Source organism: Prolixibacter bellariivorans ATCC BAA-1284, assembly GCF_000621705.1.
Lineage (GTDB): Bacteria > Bacteroidota > Bacteroidia > Bacteroidales > Prolixibacteraceae > Prolixibacter > Prolixibacter bellariivorans.
Genome location: NZ_JHXO01000006.1, coordinates 371,550 through 393,625 on the forward strand (window position 1 = coordinate 371,550; position 22,076 = coordinate 393,625).

The following is a 22,076-nucleotide window of genomic DNA, read 5'->3' on the forward strand; positions in this document are numbered from 1 at the left end:
TTTTTAGTCCATTCAGAACTTTCACTTGAACGCCATTCGAGCCCGGAGCGAAGTGATAAGTTCCTTATTCTCTTTCTATGGCAAGGGAAGTTGTATCTCATTTGTTGTAAATTAATGGATAAGAATTTTAAATTAAACACAACTGGTAGGTACTGGTTGGATAATTACGCCAAACTTCTTATTTTACACACGCTAAACTGATACACAAATCTAGTCTTATGATGAAGAGAATATCACTGATTACTTTTTTGTTGACGCTTCTGTCGCTAACCTCTTTCGGTCAAAAATATCCGAAAGATTGGGAGAATCCGCGCATGATTGAGCGGAATAAACTGGAAGCGCATGCCACGCTTTACCCGTTTCAAGATACCCAAACAGCCCTAACGATGGACAGGGAAAAGAGTCCTCGGTACCAGTCGCTGAACGGAATCTGGAAGTTTGATTTTGTTACCAAAGCAGAAGATGCCACCACCGATTTTGCAAAAAAGGGGTTTGATGCTTCCGGCTGGGACAACATCCCGGTGCCATCGAGTTGGGAAATGAAAGGATACGGTACCCCGATTTATACCAACGTCACCTATCCGTTCCCGGCCAAACCGCCGTATATTCTTCGGGACAATCCGGTCGGTTCATACATCCGTGACTTTACTATTCCGGAAAACTGGAAGAACCGGGATGTGATTTTGCACTTCGGGGGTGTTTCGTCGGCCATGTATGTGTGGGTGAACGGACAAAAAGTGGGGTATAGTCAGGGAAGCCGGTTACCGGCCGAATTCGACATCACCGATTATCTCGTACCCGGAAAAAACCGGGTGGCAGTGCAGGTGTACCGCTGGAGCGATGGTAGTTACCTTGAGGATCAGGACCACTGGCGGATGAGCGGCATTCACAGGGAAGTCTACCTCGTGGCTCAACCGAAAGTGAACATATACGACCTGGCGGTTCGGACCGATCTGGATGCCGCTTATAAAGATGCTGAATTGCAAATCCGGCCGCGCTTAAAAGTACCGGATGATACCGATCCCAAGGGATGGACATTCAATGCGCAACTGTATGATGAGCAGGGGAACAAAGTAAATAATGGGGAGATGAGTATCTCCGTGAATCATATTTTACACGAAAGTGTTCCACAGCACGACAATGTACCTTTTGCTCTGTTGAAAGCGCATATTACCAATCCGGTGAAATGGTCGGCTGAGAATCCGTATCTCTACACATTGGTCGTAACTTTGAAGGATGCCGATGGCAACGTCGTGGATGCGACCAGCACGCATGTGGGTTTCCGGAAAGTTGAATGGAACCACGGTGTATTTAAAGTCAACGGCCGTCCGGTGAAGCTGTATGGCGTGAACCGGCACGATCACAGCGAGGTGAACGGGAAAGCGATTACCCGGAAGGAGATGCTGGAAGATGTCCTTCTGATGAAACGCTTCAACCTGAATGCTGTTCGTACATCGCATTATCCGAACGATCCGTATTTCTACGATATGTGCGACAAATACGGTATTTACGTGCTCGATGAAACCGATTTAGAAACACATGGCCTGACTGGTTATTTCACGAATAATACGGCCTGGACCTACGCATTTGTGGATCGTGCCGTCAGGATGGTGGAACGGGACAAAAATCACCCGGCTATTATCGGTTGGTCGCTTGGCAACGAATCGGGGGTAGGCCCGAACCATGCTGCCATGGCCGGCTGGATTCGTAGTTACGATCCAACGCGGTTCATTCACTACGAAGGGGCACAGGGCGATCCGACCAGTCCGGATTATATACCAGTTACCAGCAAAGATTACTGGAAAAAGCCCTATGATGCCAATCCGACTGATCGGCAGTGGGTCGATGTGATCAGCCGGATGTATCCATCGCCGAGCTCGCTTGAAGGGTTGGCTAGGAGTCCGTGGATTCACCGCCCGATTGTAATGTGTGAATATGCACACTCGATGGGTAACTCCACCGGCGATTTGAAAAAATACTGGGAAGTCATTCGCTCACATCCTAACCTAATGGGCGGCTTCATTTGGGATTGGATTGATCAGGGCATCCTGGAAAAAGATAAGAACGGAAAATCGTATTGGGCCTATGGAGGCGATTTTGGCGATAAGCCTAACGATGGAAACTTCTGTATTAACGGTATTGTCGCCCCCGATCGCACGGCCAAACCGGCTTTGTGGGAATGCAAGCATGTATTCCAGCCCATCAGTGTCAGTCCGGTTGATTTGAAGAATCTTGATTTCACGGTAGTGAACCGGCAGGATTTTACCGGTTTGGAACCATACACGCTCAAGTGGTCGTTACGGGAAAACGGTGTGGAAGTGCAGCATGGTATAATTGCGACGCCAGCATGTGCTCCGGGTGAAAATGCCCGCTTCCATGTTCCGGTCGATCAGGCAAAGCTAAAAAAGGACGCTGAGTACGTGTTGAACCTCAGTTGGGACTTGACGAAGAAGAATCTGTGGGCGAATGCCGGCTTTGAAATTGCCTGGAATGAATTCATCCTTCCGGGACATGAGGTGAAACCGGCTGCAGTCGTTTCCGGTAAGGCAACAGCCACTGAAAATGGTAACCATATTACCTTGTCGGGAAAGAACTTCACGGTAGTAGTTGATAAGGCGAAGGGAGCCATTTCATCCTATAAAATAAATGGCAAAGAACAGTTCGTTAGTTCACTGAAACCTAGTTTCTGGCGTGTGCCAACAGATAACGATCAGGCCGGTGGCAACCACATCTTCCGCGATATGCGGGTTTGGAAAGACGCGGTTGCTAATATGACTCTTCAGTCGGCAACCATTGACGAGAATCAATCTGGCGTGGTTTGTACGTATACACTGCCGGTGGATGCATCCACACTGAAGGTGCACTATCTGGTGGAAGGTGACGGCACGCTTCATGTGTCGGCCGATGTAATGAAAGGTGAGAACGCGCCCGATTTGCCGCGCTTTGGCTTTACGATGGAAGTTCCGGGAACGCTGACTGAAACGGCGTATTACGGAAAAGGTCCGTGGGAAAATTACTGGGACCGGAAATCAGGTGCCAAGCTGGCCTTGTATCAAACTCCCACGAGCGAATTGCAGTACAAATATGCGCGTCCGCAGGAAAATGGGAACCGGAGCGATGTTCGCTGGTTTGCCCTTACCGGGAAAAACGGTGGACTGATGGTTCGTGCTGAGCCAAAAGTTGATTTCAGTGTGTGGCCTTACACGGCTGCCGATCTGGAGCAGGCAAAACACATCGATGAGGTGCCGGTTCGCGATTTTTACACGGTGCATATCGACTACAGACAATTGGGAGTTGGCGGCGACGATACCTGGAGTGCCCAGGCTATTGCCCATCCGCCGTACCGGTTATCGGCCAAAAGCTATCAATACGGCTTTACGATTCGTCCGGTAAAATCCATTGCACAGGCAGAGAAGCTCTATTAGTAAATCACGATTCATAAAAACAGGAAACTCCCGAACCAGTCACGGTCGGGAGTTTTTTATTGAATTTTTTCGAAACGATCTCAGTCGTTTATTATGCCTGCGTCGTCAGCAGTGAAGGAATGAACTTTGGCGCCTGCCTTAATTTAGTAGCTTGCTCGAAAGAATAAGCCAGTTTAATTAATTCCGGCTCCGACCAGGCTGTTCCGATGAATGACAAGCCAATGGGCAGTTCGTGTACCAATCCGGCAGGCACGGTAATGCTCGGATATCCCGAAACGGCAGCCAAATCAGAACTACCACCACCGAAATGATCGCCGTTCACCCGGTCGATGGTCCACGACGGTCCGTTGGTCGGAGCAATCAATGCATTCAGATTATGCTCTTTCATGGCACTGTCGATATATTTGGCCGGTTTGGTTTTGGTAATTTTGAGCGCGTTCAGGTACTCTTCTTCCGAGGGTGTTTTCTCTTCGGCAGTAATGAAAATCCCCTGACCAAACCATTGCAGCTCCTTGCTGCTATTATTTTTATTGAATTCAATCAGTTCCTTCAGGTTCTTTCTGGGCGCTTCGGGATGTTCAGCAAGGTATTTATTCAGGTCGTTCTTGAATTCGTAGACCATAACCGTCCATTCAGCTTTCGACCATTCCTTTTGGTCCTTCATGGGTTCCAGTTCCACCAGCTCAGCTCCCTGCTGTTTCATGGCGTCCATCGCCTGTTTCATCAACGCATCTACATCATCGTTAAATCCGAAGTAGTCTTTAACAATACCAATTCGTGCCCCGTTTAAGCCGTTTTTTTCGAGGAATTGGGTATAATCGGTGCCTTTCCATTTGGAAGCAGGCATGGTGGATTTGTCATTGGCATCGTCGCCAACCAGCGGCCCCAACAGTGTAGCCGCATCCGCAACAGTTCGGGCCATCGGCCCGGCCGTGTCCTGGCTGTGCGAAATGGGGATAATTCCATTTCGTGACCAAAGTCCAACCGTTGGTTTGATACCTACCACACCATTTATTCCGGAAGGACAAACGATGGAGCCGTCAGTTTCTGTTCCGATGGCAATGGCACAGAAATTCGACGAAACGGCAGCTCCCGAACCGGAACTGGAACCACAGGGAGAGCGATCCGTCACGTAAGGATTGCAAGTCTGTCCGCCACGGCCGCTCCATCCGCTTGACGAATGATTGGAACGGAAGTTGGCCCATTCGCTAAGGTTGGTTTTCCCCAGCAAAACAGCACCGGCTTCCCTAAGTTTTGCGACAATAAAAGCATCGTTCTTTGGGTGATTGCCTTCCAGTGCAAGCGAACCGGCAGTGGTTTGCATCTTATCACCGGTATCGATGTTGTCTTTTATCAAAATGGGAATACCATGCAACGGGCCTCTTATTTTTCCCGCTTTCCGTTCTTCATCCATTTTGCGGGCAATGGCAACGGCATCCGGATTCAATTCAATAACGGTGCGGAGTGTCGGCCCATCCTGGTCGACTTCTTTGATGCGTTTCAGATACTTGTTGGTCAATTGCTCGGCAGTGATTTCACCGTTTTTCATTTTCTGCTGAAGTTGTTCAATCGTAACTTCATTCAGGTCAAACTGAGTGTAATCTGCAGTTGACGAAGCTGTCTGGGCGTTTTTTTCATCACAGGCGGCCAATGGAGAAAGTGTGAATGCTGCCCCGCCAATGGCAGCTGTTTTGAAAAAGTTTCTTCTTTTCATTTTGCAAATTAGTGTGGTTGAAACTTATACGAAATGTCACTCAGGTCGTCATATTGAAATTCCTGCATAAGATACATTAAAGTAGAATGATTACAAAGAAGGATTCAGCGGACTACCCCAGGCGGCTGATTTGCTCAAGCTTTTCGGGTTCGTTAATAGTGATTTCTCTTCGGCGAAGACTGATGATGCCATCACGAATAAAACTGTTCAGTTGTTTGGAAACACTCTCGCGACTGGTACCGATGAGGTAGGAAATTTCATTTTGGTTTAGTGGCAATCGAAAGCGGTTGGAGCGAAAGATGGCTTTTGAGAAATAAAGCAATGTATCGGCCAGTTTCCCATAGGTTTTTTTCTGTCCCTGACTGATGAATCGATGATAATTGGTCAGGCTGTCCCGGCTTACGGTTGAAAGGATTTCAAAAGCAAACCTCCCGTTGTCAAGAATAAATTGTTTGAAAACGGCCACATCGATAAAACAAACGGCCACATCCGTTAAGGCAGCGTAGGAATAATGGTTGATACGGTCGCCGAATAGGGATGGTAATCCGAGATAAGCGCGATTTTGGATAATCTGGACAATACATTCCGGCTGATCACCGCTTTTTATGTACTCCTTCACCAGGCCGGATTGCAGGTAAATGATATGGGACGTAAGTGAGCCTTCAGAAAGAATAACTTCTCCCTTTCGGAAGATCCCTTCACTACAGTTCTCTCCCAAAAGCCTGAGTTCATCCTTACTAAGCGCCATGGCGGCGCAGGACTTTTCACTACAAAGAGTGCAGTTGCGTAATAACCGTGTCGACAAGGCTGTCTTTCTCATTGATTGTGAAATATTTCACAAAGGTAAGGGAGAACTCTCACAAACACAATACCGGAACATTGGAAGTAAGGTCATACATTTATAATAAGACGAAAACTCATGAATAAATTGCTGACCATATTATTTGGACTGGGAACAATAGCATTTGTCTATTATGTTGTTATGATTCTGATTGGCTGTTTTTCGTCGGTATGTGGAGCGGGATATGATTATTTCTGCGGCACTTATTGTCGAATTGCTCTTTTTGTGGGCCTGACAGCTGTATCGCTGTTTGTATTTCAGGTTGTCAGAACCATGCGGCATACAAAGACAAGGTAAAGGTTCACATGGTATCATCTAGTTGGCATGTACAACTAAAAAGGGTGAAAGTTCGTAGTTTTACTCTTATAGCAGAGAGATCTGGTGTCAAAACAAACCTCTTTATATCGAAAGGGGTTTGTTTTTTTATGGAAAAAAGAAAGCCTCGACCAAGATGGCGAGGCAGGAAAGATGTTCTGCAATGAAATAAACTATGCTAGTTTAACATTTACTGCATTCAATCCTTTTTTACCTTCCTGAAGATCGAAAGTAACTTCGTCATTTTCCTGTATTTCGTCTACCAATCCGGTTACATGGACAAAATACTCATTGTTTGATTCTTCATCTTTAATAAAACCAAAGCCTTTGGTCTTGTTAAAGAACTTAACTGTTCCTTTGTTCATAGTTTTGAGTTGATAATGTAGTTCTAACAAATTTACATTAATCAGTGACACAAAGATATGATTATGTCAAATAAAATGAATTTTTATAAAGGATATGCTATTTGAAACCAGTGTTTTGAAATTGTATAGATAACAAAAATACAATTGGAGAGAAGGCTGAAATAACCGGAGAATTTATCTTTTGCGGGAAAAAGGAAACCGCCGGAATTTATCCGACGGTTGATATGAAATTTTTACATGAATTCAGTTCAATCAGAGATACAAATCTCTTTTGCCTAGAAGAATGTCTTTGTACTCGGCTCTGAATTTCTCCATCAGGTGAGGCCGTTCGGCGAAATAAGGTTCTGCTTCAATTTCAGCAATTTCCTTCAGAATCAATTCTTCACCAATGGCTTTGGTTTCAGGCGAGGCATAGTCATTCAGGTATTCCCGAAAGGTAAGTACCGCATTAAGTTTGCAGAATTTACCTTCCACACAGTGACTCAGCATGCCCATAATAGTTTCACCTGTTCTTCCGCAACGGTACCCAGCTGTACAAAAGGATGAAATATAGCCCAATTCAGCCACTTCGCGGATCACATCGTCCAGATCACGTGGATCGCCAATGGTGAACTGTTTCTTGTCCAGATCCTCTTCTGTTTTCTGGTCGGAATAAGCGCCGATTCCAATCCGGGTAGAAGCGTCCGTTTGGGTACAGCCCAGATTGATAACTTCCCTTTTCAATTCAGGTTGTTCGCGAGCGGTAACGATTAAACCGGCCGTTGGAACCGATAATCTTAAAATTGCTACCAACTTTTTGAAGTCTTCGTCCGAAACCTGGTGCGGCAGGTTATTGCTTAACGAGGAACCGGAAGCCGGAGTAATTCGCGGAAACGAAATAGTATGTGGTCCCACGCCGAATCGGTTTTCCAGATCGATGGTATGGTACAGCAATCCCATCACTTCGAAACGCCAGTCGTACAGCCCGAAGAGTGCTCCGATGGCTACATCGTCGAGACCTGCGTCCATTGCACGGTGAAGCGCATAAAGTCTCCAGCGGTAATCGCCCTTAAGGGTATTGGTCGGATGTACTTTGTTGTATGTTTCGTGATGATAGGTTTCCTGGAAAACCTGGTATGTTCCAATTCCTGCTTCCTTCAATTTTTTCAGCTTGGCTGAACTCATCGGGGCGGCGTTGATATTCGCCCGGCGGATATTGGCTTCCCGGCCCGATACCGGAGCATCGCGGTAAACGGAGTAAACCGTATTGATGGTATCGACCATGTAATCGACATCCGAACGGGGATGTTCACCAAAGACCAGAATTAGTCGCTTGTGTCCCTCATCGATAACGGATTCGGTTTCCTTGCGAATTTCATCCTGGGTGAGGATACGTCGTTTTTCATCGCAGTTTTCTTCCCGGAAACCACAATACTCACAATTGTTGACGCAAAGGTTGGAACAATAGAGAGGTGCAAAAAATACGATGCGGTTATCGTAAACTTTTTTCTTCACCTGGAGTGCTGCTTCATTGATTTCGTCCCACAATTCGGGGGATTCGACATTGAGGAGGGCGGCAGTTTCCTCCGGGGCTAGTGTTTTTATCGAGAGCGATTTTTGCAGAATCCCGCGAATGTATTCCGGATCGGGATTTTTCGCATTGGCTATTTGTGCATGAATTTTCTCCTCATCAATAAAATCTTTCCCGTCAATCAGGTACTTATCAATTTCGTCCCTGACAATAACGTCTTTCTTCCACTCTGCCGCTGTTTTATATTGCATGATTGGTTGGTTTAATATAACAAAGGTATATAATTCGCCGGCGAGAACAGCATGATTGGTATCACGAAAATCGGTCTCATTATAAGATTTTTGACAGGTTTTCGAAACTCAGGAAACGGCTACTGACGGAGATAAAAACCCCGGTTGGGTGCAACCGGGGTTTGAAAAGTGTTAAATCAATCGCTCGGCGTTAGAAACGCTGCCGTGACGTATATTTAGTATGAAGCAGATGATGAGAAACTTCACTGAGCGGTTCACCCAGAAAATCCTTGTAAATTTTCTGCACTTCCGGATTCTCATGTGATTTCCGGATGGGTTTCCATGCATCTTCTTCATAAATGGCTTTGGCGCGCTTATCGCGAATTTCCGCGTTGGTTGGAATGGGTTGACCACCACCACCCAGGCAACCGCCGGGGCAAGCCATGACTTCCAGAAAATGGAAATTGGCTTTTCCGGCTTTCACCGCATCCATTACGGTTTTTGCGTTGATGAGGCCGTGCGCAATGGCACAACGTAATTCCACCCCGTCAAGGAATTTCCATTCTTTCAACGGATTTTCGATTTTAATAGAAGCTTCCTTGACACCAGTCATTCCCCTGACCGCAGTAATGTTCAGGTTTTCGAATGGAACGGGGCGTCCGGTTACCAACTCATAGGCTGTCCGTAATGCAGCTTCCATTACACCTCCGGTAACACCGAATATAACAGCCGCTCCGGTCGATTCACCCATAAGCCGGTCAAATTCCATATCTGGCAGACTCATGAAATCGATTCCGGCCTGTTTGATCATAATAGAAAGCTCCCGGGTTGTTAGTACATAATCGACATCGCGGTAGCCGCTATCGTGCATTTCTGAACGAGCTGCCTCAAATTTTTTCGCCGTACAGGGCATAATAGAAACCGAGACAATTTTGCTGGGATCTAAATTTCGAGCCTTAGCGTAATAGGTTTTCACCAACGCTCCGAACATTTGCTGCGGCGATTTGCAGGTCGACAGGTTGCCGAGATATTCAGGATACATGTGCTCGATGTATTTGATCCAGCCTGGCGAGCAAGAAGTAGCCATTGGAAGTTTCACATCCGGGTCTTTATCCTTGAGCGCTTTTTTCAAGCGGGTGAGCAACTCGGTACCTTCTTCCATGATGGTCAGGTCGGCTGAAAAATCAGTATCCATGACTGAATCAAAGCCAAGTCGCTTCAGGGCAGCCACCATTTTCCCGGTGACCCGCGTTCCGGGGTCAAAGCCCAGATCTTCGCCCAGTCCAACACGAACAGCCGGAGCCGTTTGAACGACTACATGCTTTCCCGGATCCGAAATGGCATCCCACACTTCTTCCACGTAGTTTTTTTCAACCAGTGCACCGGTTGGGCAGCGGTTGACGCATTGTCCGCAGTTGGTGCAGACTACATCGTTCATGGGTTTTTCGAAGAAGGTTGAGATCTTCATTTTATCACCCTTGTACGCTACCGTCAGTGCATTAACCCCCTGCAACTCGGCACAGGTACGTACACAACGCTGGCAGCGGATACATTTGCTGTCATCCTTAATAATACTGGGCGAGATCATGTCGATGGTATAGTCCTTCCAGGGCAGGAGCTCAATGAAGTCCTGGGTCATGATCTTGTATTCCGAAGCCAGTAATTGTAGCTCACACTTTCCGTTTTTGTAGCATTTGGTACAATCGGCATTATGTTCCGAAAGCAGCAGTTCGATGATGTGTTTTCTGGAATTGCGCACTTTGAGACTATTCGTCAGGATATCCATTCCATCCTCGCACGGAGTGGCACAAGCTGCTGATAAGCGTTTCTGACCGGCCACTTCCACTACGCAGACGCGGCAGTTACCCGCCACGCACAAATCTTTGTGGTAACAGAGGGTAGGAATGGTGACATTCACTTTACTGGCAGCCTCCAGAATGGTGGTTCCGGGTTTAACGTCTACCGGAAAACCATTAATATTTAATTGAATTTTTTGGGTCATGATTTTCAGTTTGATTGGTTCACGATTAGTAGATCATCTCTTCCCGGAAATTTTCCACAATGGATGCAAACGAGTTAGCCACCGATTGGCCCAGACCACATTTGGCCGTTATTTGCATCGTTTCCGAAAGTTTGAGCAGTTTGTCAAGATACTGTGCCGGTCGCTCTCCGCGTTTTACCGCCTTAATCCCGATAAGGAGTTGCTGACAACCCACACGGCAAGGCGTGCACTGTCCGCAGGATTCTTCGCGGAAAAATTCGAGGTAATTATCCAGCACATTGAACATGGATCGCGAACTATTGTAGATCATCATCGATCCTCCGGTAGGAAGGGAGATTCCCGTCAGTTTACCCTGGTAGCCGATTGCGGTTTCCTGGAATTTTTTTCTTGGCACTAAAAATCCGGAAGCTCCACCCACCTGAACTGCCTTGGTATCGCCATCGCCAAATTCGTTGACGAAATCCTGAAGGCTCATTCCTAACTCCAGCTCGTATATGCCTGGTTTGGGTGTATCGCCGGAAACAGAGAATAGCTTTGTTCCGCGAGAGAACTGAACGCCCAGATCGTAGAATTTCTTGGCGCCGTATTTAAAGATGGTAAAGGTATGAGCGAGCGTCTCAACATTGTTGATAACGGTCGGCTTGTCCATATACCCTTTAATGGTCGGGTAGGGAGGCTTATTTCGTGGTTCGCCGCGATGTCCTTCCAACGATTCGAATAATGCAGTCTCTTCACCGCAAATATAGGCGCCACTTCCCATGAAGACTTCGACAGTAAAATCGAGTTTGATTTTTTTGCAATAGTATTCAAATTCGGAAATGGTTTTCTCCAGTGCCTCTTTGAGTGAATGATATTCACCACGAAGATAAATGATACCTTTTTTGCTGCCGATGATGTTCGCGCAAACAGCCATTGCTGTCAGTACTTTATAGGGTACTCTGGAGAGAATTTCCCGGTCTTTGAAGGTTCCCGGTTCTCCTTCATCGGCGTTGCAGATGACATATTTTTCAGCTGACTTGGCTTCAGCCGTAATTTTCCATTTTAAACCTGTGGGGAAACCTGCACCGCCACGTCCCTTCAATTCCGAACTAATCAGTTCATTGATGATGTCCTGTGGCGTGCGTTTAATGGTCTTGGTGAGGATATCCTCCCAGTCATTTTCATTCCGGAAAATGAAATCGGCTCGTTTCAACAGATGATATGATTCAGCCATTTGGATTGATTTTTTTGGTTTGGTTTGAAAAGTTACTTCAGCATGTATTCCGACAGAATCTCACGGACTTTTTCCGGAGTCAGTTCGGTATACACTTCCTCGTTGATCAGCATGGCCGGTGCTTTATGGCAAAGTCCCAGGCAATTGGTTTCAACCAGGGAGAATCGGCCGTCAGGTGTCGTTTCACCTGTCGATATTTTGAGCATATCCTGAATGGCCAGGAGTACCTGGTTTTTCCCTTTCATCGAGCAGGAAATCGTTTTGCAAATCCTGATGACGAAACGGCCCATTTTCCGGTGTTCGAGGAAAGAATAAAAAGTGGCTGTTCCATAGACTTCCGCTGCCGGCAGGTCAAGTTCCCGCGCAATTTCAATCATGGAATGTTCCGAAAGGTAACGTTCCTGTTCTACAACTCCTTGAAGTACAGGTAGCAGACTTTCGCGCCTGCGGCCATGTTTTACCGCCAGCTCTTTGATTAAGGATTGGATTGGATCCATAGTTTGATGATTTATAGTGAAGAAAAAATGATGTCTGCGTAATGGGCTCTCTCCTTTATCATCTACCTCCTTTTCGAATTTATATAGAATTCTGATGAAATACTATATGTGGAAAAGTCATATTTTAATGTGTACAGTGAAATAAGAGTTAAAATCAAATGTAATAGCCTTAAAATAGTTAAAAATTGAAGAAATATATAGCAAAAATCATAAAAAAAAACGGGTCCAAATAGACCCGTTCTGTTTGATATTCAGACGTTAACATATGTATATTTACTCTTTTGAAGGATGCGTCGGGCAACCGGCTTTGTATTCCGAAATAATTTTCCGCACATCTGCCTGAGCAACACGTCCATACACTTTTTCGCCTACCATCAATACTGGTGCGAGTCCGCAAGCGCCGACACACCGCAGGCTGGAAAGCGAAAACAGCCCGTCAGGAGTAGTTTCTCCTTCATCGATGTTGAGTTGCCGTTTGATTTCGTTCAGGATATTTTCAGCACCCCGAACGTAACAAGCGGTCCCCATACAAAGCGAAATGGGGTATTTGCCTTTCGGTTTCATGGTAAAGAACGAGTAGAACGTTACAACACCATACACCTTGGCTACTGAAATGTCCAGTTCTTTAGCGATCAGCTCCTGGATTTCTGCCGGCAGGTAACCAAACTGGCTTTGCACGGCGTGAAGGATGTTAATGAGTTCGCCTTCCTCGTAATTGAACCGGCGACATATTTTTTTGACCAGTGCAATGGCATTTTCCGACAATTGCACTTTATGGTTTTTCAAATCTCTGGTTATTTCCATGACAAATTAGTTTTTATCATCAGTTTCAGAAGCATTGCCGTCCTGTTCAAATACGGTAGAGCGGTCGAAATATTTGGTGTGCAATAAGTGATGTGCTTTATCACTCATCGGTTCACCAAGATATTCTTCGTATAATTGGTAGATGAACGGATTCTCGTGCGATTTTCGAATCGGTTTTTTTCGGTCCTCCTGATAGATCGCCTGCTGGCGTTTTTTCAGAATTTCCGATTTTCCGTGATGGAAAGGCTGTCCTCCACCGCCGATACAACCGCCGGGACATGACATGATTTCGATGGCATGGTACTGGCTTCTTCCGGCAGCAATTTCTTCCAGCAGCTTGCGGGCATTTCCCAGTCCATGAGCGATGCCGATGTGCAAAGGCAATCCGGCAAAATCGATGGTGGCATGTCGCAGGCCTTCCATTCCGCGCAATTCCTCGAATTCCACTTTGGGAAGAGGTTTCTTGGTGTAGAGCTCATAAGCCGTACGTACAGCCGCTTCAATCACACCACCGGTTGTTCCGAAGATGACAGAGGCACCAGTTGACATACCCATTGGTTGGTCAAACTCCTCATCGGGAAGAGTATTGAAATCGATGTTGGCCAACTTAATCAGGTGTGAAAGCTCACGAGTGGTGAGCACAAAATCCACATCTGAATTACCATCCACTGCAAACTCGTCGCGGCCACGTTCATATTTCTTGGCCACACACGGCATTATGGAAACAACTACCAATTTTTTCCGGTCGACATTCAGTTTCTCGGCAAAGTAGTTTTTTGCAACGGCGCCGAACATCTGTTGCGGTGATTTGGCTGTTGAAGGAACATCGAGCAATGACGGGAAGTTGTGTTCGATAAATTTCACCCACGCTGGACAGCAGGATGTCAGGATCGGAAGCTTCACTGTTGAATCGCCGTTGAGGTGGCGGGTCAACCGGTCGAGCAACTCGGTTCCTTCTTCCATAATCGTAAGGTCGGCAGCAAAATCAGTGTCAAATACATAGTTGAAACCGAGACGGCGCAAAGCAGCGGCCATTTTTCCGGTTACCAGTGTACCGGCCTCTTGTCCGAATTCTTCGCCTAGAGCAGCACGAACAGCGGGTGCTGTTTGAACAACGACAGTCTTGTCGGGATTGGACAAAGCGCGAATAACGGCACCGGTTTGGTCACGCTCGGTAAGTGCTCCAACGGGACAAACGGCTACACATTGTCCGCAGTATGTACAGGCTGAATCCTGTAAGTCTTGCTCAAAGGCCGGAGAAACAACCGAGTTGAATCCACGGTTAATAGCCGAAAGAACACCAACGGTTTGTACCTCGTTACACATGGTTTCGCAACGGCGGCACATGATGCATTTGTCCATGTCGCGGATGATAGCCGGTGATTTGTCTTCGCGGTGCACCGACTTCTCTCCGGAAAAATGCAGCTCACGGATGCCCATTTTGATGGCCAGGCTTTGCAAGTCGCAGTTCCCCGATTTGGCGCAGGTGAGACATTCAGCCGGGTGATCGCTCAGAATCAGTTCGACAATGGTCCGGCGGGTATTGATAACGCGAATGGATGATGATTTGATCACCATTCCGTCGGTTGCCTCAGTTACACAGGAAGGAGCCAGATTTTTCCGGCCCTGTATTTCGACGAGACAAACACGACAGCCGCCGGGTTTATTTTCAATTTCCAGGTTGTCCAGTTTCATGTGGCAGAGGGTGGGAATTTCGACGCCCACTTTGGCTGCTGCCTCTAAAACAGTTGTTCCTTTAGGAACTTCAACGGTTTTATTATCGATGGTTAATGTTACCATTTTCATTTTTCAGATGATTTACGGATTGGTCAATCAGGCCACCGAGATGGCTTCGAATTTACATTTCTCCATACAGGCACCACACTTGATGCACGTTTCCGGATCGATTTCATGCGGCTTCTTACGTTCGCCTTCGATGGCAGAAACAGGGCAAATGCGAGAGCAAAGTGTACAACCGGTGCATTTGTTCGGATCGATGACGTACTGCATCATGGCCTTACATTGACCGGCCGGGCAGCGTTTGTCTTCGACGTGTGCCAGGTATTCGTCCCAGAAGTTATCCATGGTTGATAAAATCGGGTTAGGAGAGGTTTGACCCAGTCCACACAGGGATGCATCCTTCACCACGTTGCTGAGGAGCTTCAATCGGTTCAGGTCCTCCTTCGTTCCATTTCCTTTGGAAATTTTGTCCAGAATTTCCCACAACCGTTTGTTTCCAATACGGCATGGATTACATTTTCCGCATGATTCGTCAAGTGTAAATTCGAGGTAGAATTTGGCGATGGAAACCATACAATCGTCTTCATCCATCACAATCATACCACCGGAACCCATCATGGACCCTGCTTTAGTCAGACTTTCATAGTCAATCGGTGTATCGAGGAAGTTTTTGGTCAGGCAACCTCCGGAAGGACCTCCGGTTTGTACAGCCTTGAACTCTTTTCCGTTTTTGATACCACCGCCGATGTCGTAAATTACCTCGCGGAGGGTGGTTCCCATCGGTACTTCAATCAACCCTACATTGTTGATTTTTCCTGCTAAGGCGAAAACCTTGGTACCTTTTGATTTTTCGGTACCGATACTGCTAAACCATTTGGCTCCTTTATTAATAATAGGAGGGATGTTCGCATAGGTTTCCACATTGTTCACGTTGGTCGGTTTGCCGAGATATCCTTTTTCGGCCGGGAATGGTGGCTTGAAAGTTGGTTCGCCTCGTTTTCCTTCCATGGAGTGAATAAGAGCGGTTTCTTCACCGCAAACAAATGCACCTGCTCCGTACCGAAGTTCGATTTCGAAGTCAAAACCGGTATTCAGGATATTCTCGCCAAGCAGTCCGTAATTTCGAGCCTGATCCAAAGCGATCTTTAGTCGTTTGATAGCCAGCGGATATTCTGCACGAATGTAAACCAAACCTTTGTCGGCACCGATGCAATAACCACAAATGGCCATGGCTTCGATAACTGAGTGCGGGTCGCCTTCGAGAATGGAACGGTCCATAAATGCTCCCGGGTCGCCTTCGTCGGCGTTACAAACCACGTATTTCTGGTCTGCTTCACTTTTGCGGGTTAACTCCCATTTTGTCCCAGTAGGGAAACCTGCACCACCGCGTCCGCGTAGTTCTGCTTTTTTTATTTCTTTAATCACCTGTTCCGGAGTCATTTCGCCGAGGCATTTGGCCATAGCCGCATAACCTTCGCGGGCTACATATTCGTCGATGTTTTCCGGATTGATAAAGCCACAGTTTCGAAGGGCGATTCGAACTTGCTTTTTATAGAAATCCATGTGCTTGGAATCGGGCACTTTTTTCCCGCTTTCGGGAGCCACGTAAAGTAAGTGTTCTACTTTTCGTCCTTTAATAACGTGCTCTTCGATAATTTCCCGGGCATCGGCAGCCTGTACCTGAACATAGAAAGTATTGTCGGGTAATATTTTTACCACCGGGCCTTTTTCACAAAATCCGAAACAACCGGTGGATACGACCTGGATCTCTTTTTCAAGGCCTTTATCCGCGAGAAGCGAGACCAGCTCATCGTAAAGGTTGGCACCTTCGGATGAGCGGCAGCCTGTTCCGCCACATACCAGGATGTTCATTCTGTAATCTGTCATAACAAGGTTTTTGGAAAAGCGATTAAACGTTTAAATTGATTGATGATTAACTGGAATAATGCCGTCGATCAGCTCTTGATTGACGACATATTTGTCGATAATTTCCCGGGCGCGTTCTTCTTTCACATCGCCAAACACCATGGGTTCTTTCCCGGGAAGGGTAACTTCCACTGTTGGTTCGGCATAGCAATAGCCCATACATCCGGTTTGCGTAACGACAGCATCTACTCCCCGTTGATCGAGTTGCTCAATCAGTACACGCATGGTTTCGCGGGCGCCGGAAGCGATACCGCAGGTTGCCATAGCTACCTTGATGCGCACCAGGTCTTCTGATTTGTCGCTGTTTTCGCGAAGCTTCATCCGGGTTTGCACCTCTTCACGTAACTTACGCAGCTCTTCTAACGATTTGATTTTGCTCATAATTGATCTATTGGTTATGATCCTGAATGGTTTTCAGGTTTTCTCTAATATGATTGATTAAGAATTCTCTTACTTCGTTATTGGTTATCGGAACATCTTCCAGTATCTGTTTTACTTCGTCCGTATCGATGTTAAATTCTCCTCTGTCGGTGAGGTAATTAAACTTGAATCGGATATTCGGATAGGAGGCAAATAACTGAACCAGTGTTTCAGCGATATCGCCTAATGGTTGCCGATCGATATGGTTATTTATCAGCACGGCCTCCACCCGGCAACCGTTTCCCACCGAAGAGCTGAGGACCAGTTTCCCGCCGGTTTGTTCTGCATTTTGTTTCAGGAGCGGAAGTCCGAGTCCTACTTTTCGCGTAGTGCGCGATGTGTAGAATGGATCAAGTGCTTTCTCTATCTCTTCCGGTGTCATTCCTTTCCCGTTGTCACAGATGAGAATCCGGAACTCATTTTTTTGCGCATAGTCCTCAATGGTGATTTCGATTCGTGTGGATTCTGCACGAATCGAATTCTGGACGATATCGAGAATATGTAGCGAGAGCTCCTTCATTTTTGCTGGTTTTGATTGCTTTTCAAATAAGACTGAATGGCCTCAAATGAATTTTCCTCCAGTTCGAACGTTGTGGTGGCTCGTCCGATATCTTTCGGATAGTGTGCATCCGATGAACGGAGAAAATACGTTCCACACAATTCCGGATGGTTTCTGCAAATTTCTGATTCCGACGTCCGATACGAAATTTCCAATGCGTCGTAATTCAGGTTTTCGGGAATGAATCCCAACCGGTCGAGAATGCCGCTGTACGGGCGATCGATATGCGCAGGAATAAACAGGCCGTTTAGCTTATGAACAACTTCTTCAATTTCACTGATACCCGAACGAAGAGCGGAAATAAGCAAACGATCTTCCGTGTAAACGATTTGTTCTTTTTCGTCCACCACCACCTGGTCGCCGAAAATGACAACATCGTTTTCTTCATCCGGTAAACGGTCATCAAGAAATTTTTGGAAAGCATTAGTCGCCTCATCATTCCCGAAAAGGCAAAGACAATGAACTTCTTCTCGCGTATTTACTTCCGCTCCGGTTAACACAGTTATTCCCGCTTCCTGTCCCAGCTTTTTTATCAATCCGGCTTGCCTTGTTGAGTTGTGGTCGGCTACCGCGATGATGTCTATCTTCCTTTCCTTTGCTTCATGGATAATCCGGGCCGGACTCATGTCCAGACTTCCGCAAGGCGAAAGAAGAGAATGAATATGTAAATCGGCCCGGTAGGATTTCATGGCTTAGGAGTTTATGAGTTGATACAATTTACCGGCAATTTCGAAAGTGCTCAGGTTGGTGCCGAGGACCGGGATATCTTCTTCGTTAGCTTTCTCCAGCATATCTTCTTCCGGGCGGTTTCCATTGACCAGAATAACAGCAGCCAAATCCTTCAATGACGCAATGGCCATCACATTCAAGTGGGTTTGCAGGGTTATCCAGGCCATTCCTTCGCGGGCATTCCCCATGACGTCGCTCAACAGGTCGGAAACGTATCCATTGGTTACTTCCCGACTAAGTCCTTTCTCTCCACCAAAGATTTTTAGTTCGAGGGCTTGTTGTACATCTTTTACGTCCATTCTATCCAGGTTATTTTTGGTTTGATTCTTTCTCTCCGCGGCCTCCTGCCGCATTAGTTCATATCTTACTCTGCAATAAAAACTAGTACAAGTTGGCATCTTCTTCTTCGTTCATTAGCCCAGGGCTATTATCATTTTTCGCGCCGCGTTTCGAACAATCCACGTCGAATCGGTTTTCCCCCCATTTCTTTTCCAGGTTCCGGAAAGCTTTATCAGCGGATATTTTTCCTTCTTTCTGCCACAACTGCTGGACGAAAATGCAATCGGTCATCCGGGCTTCGTGCCGGACCATATCTTCGGCCAGTGCCAGACACGAGGGAGCACCACAGGCGCCGCAATCAATTCCCGGTAGGTGACACATGATGGAGCGGGCCTTTTGCATTTTTTCGAAGGCCTTTTCCATATCGGTATCCAGATGTACCATCGGGCGTGGCTGAACAGGAGCAATGCGTAATTTTTCTGCGAGTTCTTCCATGCCTGCAGACGACTGTGCTTTAGGGAATGTTTCGGCCCGCTTGTGCTGACGATCGGCTGTCAGGAAGCGGTTCCCGGTCATCATGATACCGCCGGCACAACCTTCTTCACATGCCCGGAGTTCCAGAAAATCGATATCGGGCAGATCGCCATCTTCCAGGCGTTCCAGAATCCGGATAACATTGTGCATGCCGTCTACCGATAATGACTTTCCTTCGAAAGCTGCTTTTTCTCCTTCCGGAAGACTCCAGAGAATTCCTTCGCGGGAGATTTCATGACGGCAGTCGCAGGTGTGAAAAGCACCATTCGCGCCTGTTGCTTTAGACATTACCCGATTGTATATTTCACTCATGTTGATAATGCCATCAACAATCGATTTCTTCTCACCCACGGGACTTTTTACCGCAGCAATTTTGGCTGCACAAGGGGTGATGTAGAAAATTCCGGCATCCGATGGATCGATTCCTTCTTCTGCCAATCGCATTCTGACATACCAGGCAGCTAAATCATGTGGCGCATTACGCAAAACCAGATGGTCGGTCAGCGCCGGGTATTTTACCTGAACCAGTCGAACAGTAGCCGGACAGAATGAGGAGATGATTGGTTTTTCACTATCATATTCATTCTGTGCAAAATCTTTGATGGAATCGATGAGTACCGAAATGGGTTGTTCGACTTCGCAAGTGTGGGTAAAACCGATTTGTTTCAGTACGCTGTATATCTGTTCTTCCGAAATATTTTCAGGAAACTGACTTACCAAAACTGCCGGGAAGAGTGCTACGCGGTACTTGTAGTCGAATATGCGCGAAAGGTCATCCTGTTCCACATGAAATGCCTGGTATGGACAAGCCCGGTGACATTCGCCGCAATCGACGCACCGCCCCGGAATGATGGTTGCCTTGCCGTTCCGAATCCGTATAGCTTCGGTGGGGCACACCTTCAGGCAGTGGGTGCAGGCCCGGCATTTATCCGGGTCGATTTTAATGGCGTGGTGCAGTTCCAGTTGGTTCGATTGATTCATGGTTTGGCAAAATAATTAGTAATGTACACCGTGGTTCCTTCGCCGACCTGACTTTCAATATGTAGCTTATCTGCGTTTTTTTTGATGTTTGGTAATCCCATTCCGGCGCCGAATCCCATGGCGCGTACTTCCTCGGAAGCTGTCGAAAAACCTTCCTGCATGGCCCGGGAGATATCCTGAATACCCGGTCCTTTGTCACGCAGCTCTATTTCTACTTTGTCGTGATGCAGGTCGACACTGATGACACCCTGCTGGGCATGAGCCACAATATTCACCTCTGCTTCATACAATGCGACCACGATACGTCTGATAATCATTGGCGGAACACCCAATTGTTTCAGCATCTTTTTTACTTCGCTCGATGCTGCACCCGCTTTGGCAAAATTGCCGCCTTCCACCTGAAAATTTAATTTCATCAGTACACCGGTTTTAAACCTGCATTATATAAAAGACCGGAAGTTCGAAAGAGCGAATACCCGGTAGTAATGAGCACGATATCATTCTCCCTGGCTAGTTTTATCATATCCGAGGTGATTTTTTTATTCCTGACAAACAGAATAAATTCGATATCCGCCATTTCGGCTGTACGGATCGTTTGAGGATTTGTGAGACCGGTCATCAACAACAAATTTTCGATGTTAATGGTCAAGACATCACTCATTAAATCCGAGCTGAAGCCATACTTGACGGTTCGCCTGAGTTTTTCTTCTCCGCAGATGACTCTGCCGTTAACTATCTCAACTATACGGGCAAGCTCCATAGTTGACTATTTAGGGTTTGGTTTTCTGTTGGTAAAAATAGGAAAGAGGAATTCGCTAATACATGATTTTCATAAACTTTTGCATGCTAATACACTGATTTTAATCAGTTCTAAACAAGGGGGTGAGTGCAGGAAAAATGAATCTAAGGGGAAGGTAAAGGAGGGAAATAAAAAACCCGGCGTTTGCCGGGTTAAAATTGGAGAGTTAAATCATTGGATATTTTTTGATTATCTCATTCGAATTCATCAGTATGTCGACATATTGGGCCCGCTTGTATGCGTATGGGTCCTGCTGGTTTTTCATGGCCAGTTTTCCACGGAATTCATCAATCGATTTATAGCCTTTTTCGTCCATCCACTGTTCGAGGGTATCGAGCATTTTTGTTACGTATCCGGCTTTGTTCCGGAATATGGTACTAACCACCTGAACCGTTGAGGCACCAGCCAACAACATCTTAATAAGATCTTTTCCATCGGAAATTCCGCGGCTGGCACAAATGTCGCCTTTAATTTGTCCATAGAGCAGGCCGGCGAAACGTAGGGTAACCTGGTAATCTTTTTCGTGAGTCAAATCGAATGGGTAATAGAACTCTTCAGTCTCAATATTAATTTCGGGCTGGAAGAAACGGTTGAAAAGAACCACGGCGTCGATTTTCGCTTTATCCAACTGTTGCACAAAGTTTAGGGGGTTGCTGTAGAAGGATGAAATCTTCACGCTTACCGGAATCTTTACGGCCTTTTTTACCTTTTTCAAAATGGCCAACTGGTGTTCTTCAACGCTTGCTCCGGTTTTCTCTAACTCAACCGGAACACTGTAAAAGTTTAGTTCCAAACCCGCAATACCTGTTTCTTCGAGTTGTTTGGCATATTCTACCCACGTCGAATCGTAGATGGCATTTAAGCTGGCAAAAACAGGAATATCAACGGCATCCACTGTTTTTTTTAACTGGTAGAGGTGTTCTTTGGCACCTGCATGTTTGATGTTTGGAAAAATATCAACCATTTCGGCATTCCTTTCATCATATTCCCCCAGCATGTCATCCAGCTGAGCTTCTTCGAGATGAATCTGTTCTTCGAAGAGCGAGCGGTAAACAATGGCGCCGACTCCGGCCCGTTCAATTTTTTTCACGGTTTCGAGCTTATCAACAATACTGCTGGCTCCAAGAATAATGGGGTTTTTCAGCTGCACCCCCATGTAAGTTGTTTTGAGATCCGCCATGTTCTATTTAATT

General features: G+C 46.4%; 20 protein-coding genes. 2 read left to right on the forward strand and 18 right to left on the reverse strand.

The features are described from left to right. Nucleotides 1–218 precede the first annotated feature (218 nt). A complete protein-coding gene (lacZ, locus tag T426_RS0107155; RefSeq protein WP_025863474.1) occupies nt 219–3,425 on the forward strand; it encodes a beta-galactosidase, LacZ type in 3,207 nt (1,068 codons plus the stop codon). A gap of 91 nt (nt 3,426–3,516) precedes the next feature. On the opposite strand, the gene T426_RS0107160 is transcribed toward lacZ, so the two are convergent. Both T426_RS0107160 and T426_RS0107165 read right to left on the reverse strand, forming a co-directional pair. Further along, nucleotides 3,517–5,139: an amidase gene (locus T426_RS0107160; RefSeq protein WP_025863475.1), complete on the reverse strand. Its 1,623-nt coding sequence runs from the start codon at nt 5,137–5,139 to the stop codon at nt 3,517–3,519. Nucleotides 5,140–5,251: 112 nt separating this feature from the next. Then, nucleotides 5,252–5,959: a Crp/Fnr family transcriptional regulator gene (locus tag T426_RS0107165; protein WP_081782364.1), complete on the reverse strand. Its 708-nt coding sequence runs from the start codon at nt 5,957–5,959 to the stop codon at nt 5,252–5,254. 99 nt (nt 5,960–6,058) lie between these two features. On the opposite strand from T426_RS0107165, the gene T426_RS0107175 reads away from it, so the two are divergent. Continuing rightward, entirely contained in the window at nt 6,059–6,277 is a 219-nt protein-coding gene (locus T426_RS0107175; RefSeq protein WP_025863478.1) for a hypothetical protein, read from the forward strand. Between the two features lie 191 nt (nt 6,278–6,468). On the opposite strand, the gene T426_RS0107180 is transcribed toward T426_RS0107175, so the two are convergent. The 16 genes from T426_RS0107180 to T426_RS0107255 all read right to left on the reverse strand — a co-directional run bounded on the left by T426_RS0107180 (nt 6,469) and on the right by T426_RS0107255 (nt 22,063). Continuing rightward, nucleotides 6,469–6,660, reverse strand: coding sequence for a cold-shock protein (locus tag T426_RS0107180; protein ID WP_025863479.1), 192 nt, complete (start codon nt 6,658–6,660; stop codon nt 6,469–6,471). Between the two features lie 252 nt (nt 6,661–6,912). After that, nucleotides 6,913–8,421 (reverse strand): [FeFe] hydrogenase H-cluster radical SAM maturase HydG, encoded by a 1,509-nt coding sequence (gene hydG / locus T426_RS0107185; RefSeq protein WP_025863480.1) that lies wholly within the window; start codon nt 8,419–8,421, stop codon nt 6,913–6,915. Between the two features lie 190 nt (nt 8,422–8,611). Beyond that, nucleotides 8,612–10,402: an NADH-dependent [FeFe] hydrogenase, group A6 gene (locus T426_RS0107190; RefSeq protein ID WP_025863481.1), complete on the reverse strand. Its 1,791-nt coding sequence runs from the start codon at nt 10,400–10,402 to the stop codon at nt 8,612–8,614. Nucleotides 10,403–10,427: 25 nt separating this feature from the next. Further along, nucleotides 10,428–11,615, reverse strand: coding sequence for an NADH-ubiquinone oxidoreductase-F iron-sulfur binding region domain-containing protein (locus T426_RS0107195; protein WP_027585468.1), 1,188 nt, complete (start codon nt 11,613–11,615; stop codon nt 10,428–10,430). A 32-nt stretch (nt 11,616–11,647) separates the two neighbouring features. Continuing rightward, the gene (nuoE, locus tag T426_RS0107200) at nt 11,648–12,112 is read right to left on the reverse strand and encodes an NADH-quinone oxidoreductase subunit NuoE (RefSeq protein ID WP_025863482.1); all 465 of its coding nucleotides are present in this window, start codon (nt 12,110–12,112) and stop codon (nt 11,648–11,650) included. 273 nt (nt 12,113–12,385) lie between these two features. After that, nucleotides 12,386–12,916 (reverse strand): NADH-quinone oxidoreductase subunit NuoE, encoded by a 531-nt coding sequence (nuoE, locus tag T426_RS0107205; protein WP_036984210.1) that lies wholly within the window; start codon nt 12,914–12,916, stop codon nt 12,386–12,388. A gap of 6 nt (nt 12,917–12,922) precedes the next feature. Continuing rightward, complete coding sequence (locus T426_RS0107210) at nt 12,923–14,722, reverse strand: NADH-dependent [FeFe] hydrogenase, group A6 (protein WP_025863484.1); 1,800 nt, start codon at nt 14,720–14,722, stop codon at nt 12,923–12,925. Between the two features lie 27 nt (nt 14,723–14,749). After that, nucleotides 14,750–16,543, reverse strand: a complete 1,794-nt coding sequence (locus tag T426_RS0107215; RefSeq protein WP_025863485.1) for an NADH-quinone oxidoreductase subunit NuoF — start codon at nt 16,541–16,543, stop codon at nt 14,750–14,752. 30 nt (nt 16,544–16,573) lie between these two features. Further along, nucleotides 16,574–16,963 carry a (2Fe-2S) ferredoxin domain-containing protein gene (locus T426_RS0107220; protein WP_025863486.1) on the reverse strand — a complete coding sequence of 130 codons (390 nt, stop codon included), beginning with the start codon at nt 16,961–16,963 and terminating at the stop codon, nt 16,574–16,576. 7 nt (nt 16,964–16,970) lie between these two features. Further along, the gene (locus T426_RS0107225; RefSeq protein WP_025863487.1) at nt 16,971–17,522 is read right to left on the reverse strand and encodes an ATP-binding protein; all 552 of its coding nucleotides are present in this window, start codon (nt 17,520–17,522) and stop codon (nt 16,971–16,973) included. Further along, nucleotides 17,519–18,250 carry a PHP domain-containing protein gene (locus T426_RS0107230; RefSeq protein WP_025863488.1) on the reverse strand — a complete coding sequence of 244 codons (732 nt, stop codon included), beginning with the start codon at nt 18,248–18,250 and terminating at the stop codon, nt 17,519–17,521. Before T426_RS0107230 ends, T426_RS0107225 begins: the two co-directional genes overlap by 4 nt. Before the next feature lie 3 nt (nt 18,251–18,253). Beyond that, nucleotides 18,254–18,589, reverse strand: coding sequence for a DRTGG domain-containing protein (locus T426_RS0107235; RefSeq protein ID WP_025863489.1), 336 nt, complete (start codon nt 18,587–18,589; stop codon nt 18,254–18,256). Between the two features lie 82 nt (nt 18,590–18,671). Next, nucleotides 18,672–20,084 (reverse strand): [Fe-Fe] hydrogenase large subunit C-terminal domain-containing protein, encoded by a 1,413-nt coding sequence (locus tag T426_RS23005; protein ID WP_051568954.1) that lies wholly within the window; start codon nt 20,082–20,084, stop codon nt 18,672–18,674. Next, nucleotides 20,081–20,500, reverse strand: coding sequence for an ATP-binding protein (locus T426_RS0107245; protein WP_025863490.1), 420 nt, complete (start codon nt 20,498–20,500; stop codon nt 20,081–20,083). Before T426_RS0107245 ends, T426_RS23005 begins: the two co-directional genes overlap by 4 nt. After that, nucleotides 20,500–20,844 (reverse strand): DRTGG domain-containing protein, encoded by a 345-nt coding sequence (locus T426_RS0107250; RefSeq protein WP_025863491.1) that lies wholly within the window; start codon nt 20,842–20,844, stop codon nt 20,500–20,502. Before T426_RS0107250 ends, T426_RS0107245 begins: the two co-directional genes overlap by 1 nt. 205 nt (nt 20,845–21,049) lie before the next feature. Further along, on the reverse strand, nt 21,050–22,063 hold the full coding sequence (locus T426_RS0107255; RefSeq protein ID WP_025863492.1) for a dihydroorotate dehydrogenase-like protein: 1,014 nt from the start codon (nt 22,061–22,063) through the stop codon (nt 21,050–21,052). Between the last annotated feature and the right edge of the window lie 13 nt (nt 22,064–22,076).